Origin of the sequence: Bacillus sp. SIMBA_031 (assembly GCF_046535225.1) — a bacterium.
GTDB lineage: Bacteria > Bacillota > Bacilli > Bacillales > Bacillaceae > Bacillus > Bacillus velezensis.
This window is the reverse complement of record NZ_JAWRXC010000002.1, coordinates 325635-337912: the sequence shown is the minus strand read 5'-3', so window position 1 is coordinate 337912 and position 12278 is coordinate 325635. Positions and strand designations below refer to the sequence as shown.

The following is a 12278-nucleotide window of genomic DNA, read 5'->3' as shown; positions in this document are numbered from 1 at the left end:
TGATTTGAAAAAACGCATTGCTTTGCTTCCCGGTGACGGAATCGGACCGGAAGTGGCGGAATCAGCGGCAGATGTATTGAAAAGCGTTGCCGAACAATTCGGACATGAATTTGAATTTGAAAACGGACTGATCGGGGGAGCGGCCATTGACGCCCATCAAAACCCCCTTCCTGAGGAGACGGTGGCTCTTTGTGAAAGATCCGACGCCATCCTGCTCGGGGCAGTCGGCGGACCGAAATGGGACCAAAATCCTCCGGAGCTCAGACCGGAAAAAGGCCTGCTCGGCATCAGAAAAAAACTCGGCCTGTTTGCCAATCTGCGTCCCGTGACCGTATTTGAAAGCCTGTCTGAGGCGTCTCCGCTGAAAAAAGAATATATCAGCGGCGTCGACTTTGTAATCGTCAGGGAACTGACGGGCGGCCTCTATTTCGGAGAACCGAGCAGACAGTATGTCAATGAAGCGGGAGAAAAGGAAGCGGTCGATACTCTTTTTTATAAGAAAGAAGAAATCGCACGCGTTGTCAGAGAAGCTTTTAAGATGGCTGCCGGCAGAAAAGGAAAAGTGACGTCCGTTGATAAGGCGAATGTGCTTTCTTCAAGCAGGCTGTGGCGGGAAACCGCAGAGGAAATCGCAAAAGAATTTCCTGACGTGACGCTTGAACATATGCTTGTCGATAATGCCGCGATGCAGCTCATCTACGCTCCGAGCCAGTTTGACGTCATCGTAACTGAGAATATGTTCGGAGATATTTTAAGCGATGAAGCCTCCATGCTGACAGGCTCGCTCGGCATGCTGCCGTCAGCCAGTTTATCAAGTTCAGGTCTTCACTTGTTTGAACCCGTGCATGGATCTGCGCCTGACATCGCCGGTAAAGGGATGGCCAATCCGTTTGCGGCGATTTTATCAGCGGCGATGCTTTTGAGAACATCTTTCGGACTTGAAAACGAAGCTCAGGCGGTGGAAAAGGCGGTCGCAAAGGTGCTTGCAGACGGCAGCCGTACACGTGATATCGCCCGGGACGGCCAATATGCCGGAACGCATGACATTACTAAAAAAGTAAAAGCCGCATTAGCCGGCTCGAATACAAAATCTATAGTGTGACGCTTTAAAGAAAGCGGTCTTAGTTCATAGGTAGAGGGAGGAAACAAAGATGATGCCTCGAACAATCATCGAAAAGATTTGGGATCGGCATGTTGTAAAAAGCGGTGAAGGAAAACCCGACCTTCTCTATATTGATCTGCACCTAATTCATGAGGTGACGTCTCCTCAGGCGTTTGAAGGGTTAAGGCAGAAGGGAAGAAAGGTCAGACGGCCGCAGAACACATTCGCGACGATGGACCACAATATTCCGACCGTCAACCGTTTTGACATTAAAGATGAAGTCGCAAAGCGCCAAGTAACCGCGCTTGAACGGAATTGCGAGGAGTTCGGCGTCCGTCTTGCGGATCTTCACAGCGCAGACCAGGGGATCGTTCACGTAGTCGGACCTGAGCTTGGTCTGACACTACCGGGGAAAACGATCGTTTGCGGAGACAGCCATACATCGACTCACGGCGCGTTCGGAGCGCTTGCCTTCGGTATCGGCACAAGTGAGGTGGAACATGTTCTTTCCACTCAGACACTGTGGCAGCAGCGGCCGAAAACGCTTGAAATCCGCGTTGACGGAACGCTCCAAAAAGGAGTGACCGCGAAGGATGTCATCTTGTCGGTCATCGGAAAATACGGGGTGAAATTCGGTACTGGATATGTCATTGAATACACCGGGGAAGTATTCAGAAACATGTCTATGGACGAACGCATGACCGTCTGCAATATGTCAATAGAGGCGGGAGCACGGGCGGGACTGATCGCTCCTGATGACACGACGATCGAATATTGTAAAAACCGTAAATACGCGCCTAAAGGCGAAGAGTTTGACAAAGCCGCCGCAGAATGGAAAGCGTTAAAAACCGATCCGGGCGCCGTATACGATCATTCCATCGTGTTAGACGGCAGCGAGATTTCTCCAATGGTAACATGGGGCGTCAATCCCGGCATGGTTCTCCCGGTCGATGCCCAAATACCGGCGCCGGAAACGATTGATTCTGAAGACGGTAAAAAAGAAGCCATCCGCGCGTACCAATACATGGGAATCTCACCGAATCAAAAAATTGAAGATATTAAAGTCGAGCATGTGTTTATCGGCTCCTGTACAAATTCGCGGATGACCGATCTTCGCCAGGCTGCAGATATGATCAAAGGCCGAAAAGTCGCCGACAGCGTCAGAGCCATTGTGGTGCCGGGTTCTCAAAGCGTGAAACAGCAGGCCGAAGAAGAAGGGCTGCACCGCGTGTTTCTCGAGGCCGGCTTTGAATGGAGAGAATCAGGCTGCAGCATGTGCCTCAGTATGAACAATGATGTCGTGCCTGAAGGGGAACGATGCGCTTCCACTTCCAACCGCAACTTCGAAGGCAGGCAGGGAAAAGGCGCGAGAACACACCTTGTCAGTCCGGCGATGGCGGCAATGGCGGCCATTCACGGGCATTTCGTCGATGTAAGAAAGTTTTATCAAGAAAAAACAGTTGTGTAAGGAGTGCGCGAAAAGATGGAACCTTTAAAAACGCATACGGGAAAAGCGGCTGTCTTAAACCGGATCAACGTCGATACGGACCAGATTATTCCGAAACAGTTTTTGAAAAGAATTGAAAGAACAGGATACGGCAGATTCGCGTTTTTTGATTGGAGATACCTTGAGAACGGTGAGCCTGATCCTGAATTTGAATTAAACCGCAAAGTCTATGAAGGCGCATCCATATTAATTGCCGGAGAGAATTTCGGCTGCGGATCATCCCGTGAGCACGCTCCTTGGGCGCTGGATGATTACGGCTTCAAAATCATCATTGCTCCGTCATTTGCCGATATTTTTCATCAAAACTGTTTTAAAAACGGTATGCTTCCCATCCGTATGCCGTATGATCAGTGGAAAAAACTCGCCGGTCAATATGAAAATCAGTCTCTTAACATGACGGTTGACTTGGAAAACCAGCTCATTCACGACAGTGAAGGAAAAGAGATTTCATTTGAAGTCGATCCGCACTGGAAGGAAATGCTGATTAACGGTTATGATGAAATTTCATTAACGCTTCTGCTGGAGGACGACATTCAGCAGTTTGAATCGAAAAGAAGTTCATGGCTTCAAGCCTGAAAAAAGCCGCCCGGCATCTGTCCGGCGGCTTTTTTCACCGTGCGCGCCATCCTTTCTTGTGTTTCCTGACGCGTGTTGATACACTTGAACAAAATAGCGCCTGAAAGGAAATAAAGTATGACGCATGACAAGAAAAAAGCTGATATCATTCCTTTCCCCCGTCTGAAAGAACGCTTGGTTGATAAAGGGATGGCCGCCATGAAGGATAAACAGTATCAGGAGGCCCTCGAACTGTTCTCAGAGGCGGTAAGCCACGGCGATACCGAGTCCGACGTACATTTAGGCATGGCGATTTGTTTTCTGGAACTCGGGGAATTGGAAGAAGCAAAACAAGTTTGCGAGAAAATGCTGAATGAAGGGTACGGCCATTATTTCACCGTACTGCAGGTGTACATGACCATTTTAATTCAGCTGAAACAATATGAAGAAGTCAAAAGCACAATTGAAGCTGTGCTGGAAGAAAACCAGCTGCCCGCAGAAAGTGCGGAGCAATTCTACCGGCTGCTCGAATTCAGCCGCAAAATGACCGATCCCGATCAGCAGGATGAAGCGTGGGAGGAGGAATACGAGGACATTCTTGATGCGGAAAAAGTGCTGAACAGCCCCGCTGAACAAATGAATCTGATTCATTCTCTCAAAGACCGCAATATTGCAAAATACACGGGTCTCTTAAAAACGATTCTTCAAGATCCGGGCGCTCATCCGCTTATCAAGACGATGATTTTGACGCTGATGGCGGAGCATGACTACAGCAAGCCGATCCATATTACAAAATTCGGCGATTCAATGACCGCGATACCGAGTGAAACCGTTCAGCCTGATGCGGCTCCGATTTTGCACCGCGTTCTCCGGGTGCTTGATGAAACGCTCGGCAATGAAAACCCTACATTATACGCTGCCGTCGAGGAGCTGTGGAGAAGGCATCTGTACGTCCTGCACCCTTTTATGCCGAAGTTTTTGAACGCTGATTTATGGGCGGCGGCGCTTCATAAGGTCGGTTACGAGATGCACGGCATTGACATTGAGCCGGAGGAACTTCATATGATGTACGAGTTTGACAGCCGCGAACTCGAAGAAGCCTGCACGATGATTAAGGATATTGAAGAAATTTCTTATTTGTAAATCACGCCATATAGTTGAAAGCGGTAGGCGTTATGTTATAATATAGTGGTTGTATTTATGTATAGCGGTTTAACTGAAATGAGAATTACGGTTGGACAGGCTGCCAGTTCATTACATAATGATTCTGACTCAAAGCGGTTTTTTCTTTGACAAAGCCGCGGATTGCTTTAGAATGGAAGACCGACACAACCTGAATAGATTTTTGGAGGGAAACACATGTCTGTAAAATGGGAAAAACAAGAAGGCAACGAAGGCGTATTAACGGTTGAAGTTGATGCGGATACGTTTAAAACAGCTCTTGATGATGCATTTAAAAAAGTAGTAAAACAGGTTTCTATTCCTGGATTCCGCAAAGGGAAAGTTCCCCGCGGTTTATTCGAACAGCGTTTCGGCGTTGAAGCTCTTTACCAGGATGCTTTAGATATTTTACTTCCTGTAGAATACCCTAAAGCGGTTGAAGAAGCCGGCATTGAGCCTGTAGACCGCCCTGAAATCGATGTTGAAAAAATCGAAAAAGGCGAAAGCTTGATTTTCACTGCAAAAGTGACTGTAAAACCGGAAGTGAAACTTGGCGACTACAAAGGCTTAGGAATCGAAAAAGATGACACTGCCGTTACTGACGAAGATGTACAAAACGAACTTAAAGCGCTTCAAGAGCGTCAGGCTGAGCTTGTCGTGAAAGAAGAAGGCGCTGTTGAAAACGGCGATACAGTCGTTCTTGACTTCGAAGGTTTCGTTGACGGGGAAGCGTTTGAAGGCGGAAAAGCTGAGAACTACTCACTTGAAGTAGGATCAGGTTCATTCATCCCGGGCTTCGAAGAGCAGTTAACAGGCCTTGAAGCAGGCGCTGAAAAGGATGTTGAAGTAACATTCCCTGAAGAGTACCACGCTGAAGAGCTTGCCGGAAAACCAGCTGTTTTCAAAGTGAAAATTCATGAAATCAAAGCGAAAGAGCTTCCTGAGCTTAACGACGAATTCGCAAAAGACATTGACGAAGAAGTTGAAACGCTTGCTGAATTAACTGAGAAAACAAAAAAACGCCTTGAAGAAGCAAAAGAAAACGAAGCTGACGCTAAATTGCGTGAAGAGCTTGTTCTGAAAGCATCTGAAAACGCTGAAGCTGATGTTCCTCAAGCGATGATCGACACTGAGCTTGACCGCATGCTGAAAGAATTCGAACAGCGTCTGCAAATGCAAGGCATGAACCTTGAGCTTTACACTCAATTCTCAGGCCAAGACGAAAACGCGTTAAAAGAGCAAATGAAAGAAGATGCCGCAAAACGCGTAAAATCAAACCTGACTCTTGAAGCGATCGCTCAAGCTGAAAACCTTGAAGTAACAGACGAAGAAGTTGAAGCTGAGCTGACTAAAATGGCTGAAGCTTACAACATGCCGGTTGAAAACATCAAGCAGGCAATCGGTTCAACTGACGCGATGAAAGAAGATTTAAAAGTTCGAAAAGCAATTGATTTTCTTGTAGAAAACCGTTAATATGGTTCATAATAATAGACATAATAAAACAGGGCGCGATTAATTCGTGCCTTGTTTTGTACAATTATGATATAACTCTTTTTCTTGGGGCAAGATAGTCATTGCCGGGCTGTTTTTCGTCATACATATAGAATGTGCAAGTGCGAAACACATTGTTACCGTCTTACTGGAAAGTATGGTAAAATGCAATACATACTCGATCGTAGCAAGAACCGTTTTCTTTTGCCCTTCAGGTAAAAGAAAAAGTGAGACAAGATTAAGGGGTGAAAGAATGTTTAAATTCAACGAGGAAAAAGGACAATTGAAATGCTCGTTCTGCGGAAAAACGCAAGATCAGGTTCGTAAGCTGGTTGCAGGACCGGGTGTATATATATGCGACGAATGTATTGAGCTCTGTACAGAAATCGTAGAGGAAGAGCTTGGTACGGAAGAAGAAGTCGAATTTAAAGACGTTCCGAAGCCGCAGGAAATCCGCGAGATTCTGAATGAATATGTCATCGGACAGGATCAGGCGAAGAAATCACTTGCGGTTGCGGTATACAACCATTACAAACGCATCAATTCCAACAGTAAAGTGGATGATGTCGAGCTTTCTAAAAGTAATATTTCTTTAATCGGACCGACTGGAAGCGGGAAAACACTTCTTGCCCAGACGCTTGCCCGTATTCTGAACGTGCCGTTTGCGATCGCGGACGCTACATCTCTGACTGAAGCCGGATATGTCGGTGAGGACGTAGAAAACATCCTCCTCAAGCTGATTCAGGCAGCGGACTATGATGTGGAAAAAGCGGAAAAAGGCATCATTTATATCGATGAAATCGATAAAGTAGCGCGAAAGTCTGAAAACCCGTCCATTACACGTGACGTATCAGGCGAAGGCGTTCAGCAGGCGCTGCTGAAAATTCTTGAAGGAACGGTTGCAAGCGTGCCGCCTCAAGGAGGACGCAAACATCCTCATCAGGAGTTCATCCAGATCGATACGACGAACATTCTGTTCATTTGCGGCGGTGCATTTGACGGCATTGAACAAATTATCAAGCGCCGTCTCGGACAAAAAGTCATCGGTTTCGGCTCAGATAATAAAGCGGCAGACCTGGAAAAAGAAGAACTGCTTTCTAAAGTTCTTCCGGAAGACTTGCTCCGTTTCGGTCTGATTCCTGAATTCATCGGCCGTCTTCCTGTCATTGCGAGCCTTGAGCAGCTTGACGAAACGGCACTGGTTGAAATTCTGACTAAACCGAAAAACGCACTCGTCAAACAATACCAGAAAATGTTAGAACTTGATGATGTCGAGCTTGAATTTGAAGACGAGGCATTATCTGAAATTGCGAAAAAAGCGATCGAGCGAAAAACAGGCGCACGCGGCCTGCGTTCTATCATTGAAGGCATCATGCTTGACGTCATGTTTGATCTGCCGTCCCGCGATGATATTGAAAAATGTGTCATTACCGGAGCGACAGTCGCAGACGGTGAAGCACCGCGTCTTGTATTAAAAGACGGCACAGTTGTCGGCCAAGATAAAACATCAGCATAACATGACAAAACCTCCTGACTCGAATTGATCAGGAGGTTTTTTTCTTGTCCTGACCCTTCTGAAAATGTTTATTCCGGGCTTAGCTGGGAGATACTAGCGGACAGAGGAATGAATTGGATACATAAATCGTTTTTTCAGGAGGGACCAGCATGAGTTGGACAGGGATCGCATTATTTGTACAGCTGTTTTTCGGGATAGTCATCGGATTATACTTTTGGAATCTGCTCAAAAACCAGCGTACACAAAAAGTGACGATAGATAAAGAATCAAAAAAAGAAATGGAACAGCTGCGCAAAATGCGCGCCATCAGTTTATCAGAACCTTTATCAGAAAAGGTGCGGCCGAAAAGCTTTCAGGACATTGTCGGCCAGGAAGACGGAATTAAAGCGTTAAAAGCAGCGCTTTGCGGACCGAACCCGCAGCACGTCATTATTTACGGTCCTCCGGGAGTCGGAAAAACGGCTGCGGCGCGGCTGGTATTGGAAGAAGCGAAAAAACATAAACAGTCACCGTTTCAAAAGCAGGCTGTTTTTGTTGAACTTGATGCGACGACCGCGCGGTTTGATGAACGGGGGATTGCCGATCCGCTTATCGGTTCAGTGCATGATCCGATTTATCAGGGAGCGGGTGCGATGGGCCAAGCAGGCATTCCGCAGCCGAAACAGGGGGCTGTGACCCATGCTCACGGCGGGGTATTGTTTATTGATGAAATCGGCGAGCTTCATCCGATTCAGATGAATAAAATGCTGAAGGTGCTTGAAGATCGAAAAGTATTTTTAGACAGTGCGTATTACAGTGAAGAAAATACGCAAATACCGAATCACATTCATGATATTTTTCAAAATGGGCTTCCGGCAGATTTCCGTTTGATCGGAGCGACAACGAGAATGCCGAATGAAATTCCGCCGGCCATCCGTTCGCGCTGTCTTGAAGTATTTTTCCGCGAGCTGGAAAAGGATGAACTTAAAATCGTTGCGAAAAAAGCAGCCGACAAAATTCAGAAAGAGATTTCTGACGAAGCTCTCAGTGTGCTGACCACATATACGAGAAACGGACGTGAAGCCGTCAATATGATCCAGATCGCCGCCGGCATGGCGGTGACTGAGGACAGACAAGAAATTACGACAGAAGATATAGAATGGGTTGTTCATTCCAGTCAGCTTACACCTAAAAATGAGCAGAAAATCGCCGATGAACCGCAAGTCGGCATCGTGAACGGACTTGCTGTCTACGGGCCGAACAGCGGCGCATTGCTGGAAATCGAAGTGAATGTCACACCTGCACAGGACAAAGGAAGCCTGAATATCACGGGAATTGCAGAGGAAGAAAGCATCGGCAGCCAATCGAAGTCGATCCGCCGCAAAAGCATGGCGAAGGGATCTGTAGAAAATGTTCTGACGGTTCTGCGCACAATGGGCATCAAACCTTCAGACTATGACATTCACGTCAATTTTCCGGGCGGAGGCCCGATTGACGGACCTTCAGCAGGTATCGCGATGGCCGCAGGGATTTTTTCTGCGATTCACCGCATCCCGATCGACCATACAGTGGCGATGACGGGAGAAATCAGCCTGACGGGGCTTGTCAAACCGATCGGCGGCGTCATTCCGAAAATTAAAGCCGCAAAACAGGCCGGAGCAAAAACGGTCATTATCCCATATGAAAATCAGCAGTCCATTCTGAAACGAATAGACGGAATCACCATTAAAGCGGTAAAAACGTTCCAGGAAGTGCTGGACGTCATATTGGTTGACCCTCCTTCAGAACAAAAACCGTTTGATATCCAAATGAATAAAGAATCCGTATAAACCCCATTTTTATAATGGGGTTTTTTTATGGAGGACATCTTTTCCTTTTTCAGAACAGAAAGAAAGGGTATACTACGAAGAGACTGTTTTATATACAGGGCAGGCGGATAAGCCGATTTTGCCCGATCCCGGAATTGTACAACGATGAAAAAGTTGTATTATAATGGTTCATACTAAAGTCACGGAGGTGTCAGTCACATGGCAGAAGATACAAAACGCAGCATCCCGCTCCTCCCTTTAAGAGGCTTATTGGTATACCCGACAATGGTTTTACATTTAGATGTAGGCCGTGACAAGTCGGTTCAGGCTCTTGAACAGGCAATGATGCATGATCATATGATTTTTTTAGCCACTCAGCAGGATATTTCGATAGACGAACCGGGTGAAGAGGATATTTTCGCCGTCGGCACTTATACAAAAATTAAACAGATGCTGAAGCTGCCCAACGGTACGATCAGAGTGCTTGTAGAAGGAATTCAGCGGGCGCAGATCCTTGAATACACCGAACTCGAAGATTATACTTCGGTCGATATACAGCTGATGCATGAGGATGATTCAAAAGACGTGGAAGACGAAGCGCTTATGCGGACGCTGCTGGACCATTTTGACCAGTACATAAAAATTTCTAAAAAAATCTCCGCAGAAACGTATGCGGCTGTGACTGATATTGAAGAGCCCGGCAGAATGGCGGATATCGTCGCTTCTCATCTCCCGCTGAAATTAAAGGACAAGCAGGACATTTTAGAAACGGCGGATATTAAAGAACGTCTGAATAAGGTCATCCGTTCCATTCATAATGAAAAAGAAGTGCTGGAGATTGAGAAAAAAATCGGTCAACGCGTCAAACGTTCGATGGAACGCACTCAAAAGGAATACTACTTGCGTGAACAGATGAAAGCCATTCAGAAGGAGCTTGGCGACAAAGAAGGAAAAACCGGCGAAGTTCAGTCGCTCACGGAAAAGATAGAAGAAGCAGGCATGCCTGAGCGTGTCAAAGAAACGGCGCTTAAGGAATTAAGCCGTTACGAAAAAGTGCCGTCAAGCTCAGCGGAAAGCTCTGTTATCCGCAACTATATTGACTGGCTCATCGCCCTTCCGTGGTCGGATGAAACAGAAGATAAACTTGATATTAAAAAAGCCGGGGAAATCTTAGATAAAGAGCACCACGGCTTAGAGAAAGTGAAAGAGCGGATTTTGGAGTATTTGGCCGTGAAACAGCTGACGAAAACGCTGAAAGGGCCGATTCTTTGTCTGGCCGGACCTCCGGGAGTCGGTAAAACATCTCTTGCAAAATCAATCAGTACGAGCATGGGGCGCCGTTTTGTGAGAATTTCACTGGGCGGAGTGCGCGATGAGTCTGAAATCCGCGGGCACCGGCGCACATACGTCGGAGCGATGCCGGGCCGTATTATACAGGGGATGAAAAAAGCCGGCAAACAAAATCCGGTCTTTCTCCTGGATGAGATCGACAAAATGTCGTCTGATTTCAGAGGCGATCCGTCTTCGGCGATGCTTGAGGTGCTGGATCCGGAACAAAACAGCACATTCAGCGACCACTATATTGAAGAGACGTTCGATTTATCGAAAGTGCTGTTTATCGCGACTGCGAATAACCTTGCTTCCATACCGGGACCTCTCAGAGACAGAATGGAGATTATCAGCCTGTCAGGCTACACTGAAAACGAAAAGCTGGAGATCGTGAAAGACCACCTGCTTCCGAAACAAATCAAAGAGCACGGGCTCACAAAGAGCAACCTGCAGATTCGGGATCAGGCGATTACGGACATCATCCGCTACTATACGAGGGAAGCCGGCGTGAGAGCGCTTGAACGCCAGATTGCCGCCATTTGCCGAAAGGCTGCGAAAGCCATTGTGTCTGAGGAGAGAAAACGCATTACCGTTACAGAGAAAAATCTGGCCGACTATCTCGGAAAACGGATATTCAGATACGGACAGGCGGAAACCGAAGATCAAATCGGGGTTGTCACGGGGCTTGCGTATACGACGGTCGGCGGAGATACGCTGTCAATCGAAGTGTCATTGTCACCGGGAAAAGGAAAGCTGATTTTGACCGGGAAGCTTGGAGATGTCATGCGGGAATCAGCGCAGGCCGCTTTCAGTTATGTCCGCTCGAAAGCGGAACAGTTCGGAATCGACCCGAAATTCCATGAGAAGTATGACATTCATATCCATGTCCCTGAAGGAGCGGTGCCGAAAGACGGCCCTTCTGCCGGAATTACGATGGCCACGGCGCTCGTTTCAGCATTAACGAACCGTGCGGTAAAACGCGAAGTCGGTATGACGGGAGAAATCACGCTGCGGGGCCGCGTGCTTCCGATCGGCGGACTGAAAGAAAAGGCGCTCGGCGCGCACAGAGCGGGCCTGACTACTATTATTGCGCCTAAAGATAACGAAAAAGATATAGAGGATATTCCAGAAAGCGTCAGAGAAGGACTGAAGTTTATATTCGTTTCTCACCTGGATGACGTTTTGGAACATGCCTTAGTAGGAGAGAAGAAATGAAAGTCACAAAGTCAGAAATCGTGATCAGCGCGGTCAAACCCGAACAGTACCCTAATGGGGGGCTTCCGGAAATCGCGCTGGCGGGAAGATCAAATGTAGGAAAGTCATCTTTTATCAATTCATTAATCAATCGGAAAAACTTGGCCAGAACGTCATCAAAACCGGGGAAAACACAGACCCTAAACTTTTACATCATCAATGATGAATTGCATTTTGTCGACGTTCCCGGGTACGGATTTGCGAAAGTTTCCAAAAGCGAGCGGGAAGCATGGGGGAGAATGATTGAAACCTATATGACGACCCGTGAAGAGCTGAAAGCCTGCGTGCAGATTGTCGACCTCAGGCACGCGCCGTCTGCTGAAGACGTGAACATGTATGAATTCCTGAAGTATTACGGCATTCCCGTCATCGTTATCGCGACAAAAGCGGATAAGATTCCAAAAGGAAAATGGGACAAGCACTTAAAGGTTGTCAAACAGACGCTTGATATGGATCCTGAAGATGAGCTGATTTTATTTTCCTCTGAAACGAAAAAAGGCAAAGATGAAGCATGGGGAGCCATTAAAAAAATGATCAGCCGGTAATGAAAAACCCAAAACGCAGTGCGTTTTGGGT

At 47.1% G+C, this 12278-nt stretch carries 9 protein-coding genes; all 9 read left to right on the top strand.

Features of this window, described 5'->3' with window-relative positions:
- Positions 1-4 precede the first annotated feature (4 nt).
- The 9 genes from leuB (at position 5) to yihA (ending at position 12247) form a co-directional block, all read left to right on the top strand.
- Entirely contained in the window at positions 5-1102 is a 1098-nt protein-coding gene (gene leuB, locus SB724_RS08550; RefSeq protein ID WP_410570776.1) for a 3-isopropylmalate dehydrogenase, read from the top strand.
- A gap of 49 nt (positions 1103-1151) precedes the next feature.
- Positions 1152-2570 carry a 3-isopropylmalate dehydratase large subunit gene (gene leuC, locus SB724_RS08545; RefSeq protein ID WP_265971158.1) on the top strand — a complete coding sequence of 473 codons (1419 nt, stop codon included), beginning with the start codon at positions 1152-1154 and terminating at the stop codon, positions 2568-2570.
- Positions 2571-2585: 15 nt separating this feature from the next.
- The gene (gene leuD / locus SB724_RS08540) at positions 2586-3185 is read left to right on the top strand and encodes a 3-isopropylmalate dehydratase small subunit (RefSeq protein ID WP_007408146.1); all 600 of its coding nucleotides are present in this window, start codon (positions 2586-2588) and stop codon (positions 3183-3185) included.
- A gap of 117 nt (positions 3186-3302) precedes the next feature.
- Positions 3303-4307, top strand: coding sequence for a DNA damage checkpoint antagonist DdcA (gene ddcA, locus SB724_RS08535; protein ID WP_410570774.1), 1005 nt, complete (start codon positions 3303-3305; stop codon positions 4305-4307).
- A gap of 216 nt (positions 4308-4523) precedes the next feature.
- Positions 4524-5798 (top strand): trigger factor, encoded by a 1275-nt coding sequence (gene tig / locus SB724_RS08530; RefSeq protein WP_003152618.1) that lies wholly within the window; start codon positions 4524-4526, stop codon positions 5796-5798.
- 271 nt (positions 5799-6069) lie between these two features.
- Positions 6070-7332 carry an ATP-dependent protease ATP-binding subunit ClpX gene (gene clpX, locus SB724_RS08525; RefSeq protein ID WP_007612899.1) on the top strand — a complete coding sequence of 421 codons (1263 nt, stop codon included), beginning with the start codon at positions 6070-6072 and terminating at the stop codon, positions 7330-7332.
- Positions 7333-7481: 149 nt separating this feature from the next.
- Positions 7482-9140 carry an ATP-dependent protease LonB gene (gene lonB, locus SB724_RS08520; RefSeq protein ID WP_007612897.1) on the top strand — a complete coding sequence of 553 codons (1659 nt, stop codon included), beginning with the start codon at positions 7482-7484 and terminating at the stop codon, positions 9138-9140.
- Between the two features lie 198 nt (positions 9141-9338).
- Positions 9339-11663: an endopeptidase La gene (lon, locus tag SB724_RS08515; protein WP_410570772.1), complete on the top strand. Its 2325-nt coding sequence runs from the start codon at positions 9339-9341 to the stop codon at positions 11661-11663.
- Positions 11660-12247 (top strand): ribosome biogenesis GTP-binding protein YihA/YsxC, encoded by a 588-nt coding sequence (yihA, locus tag SB724_RS08510; RefSeq protein ID WP_007612895.1) that lies wholly within the window; start codon positions 11660-11662, stop codon positions 12245-12247. The genes lon and yihA overlap by 4 nt, the downstream gene beginning before the upstream one ends.
- Positions 12248-12278: the final 31 nt, after the last annotated feature.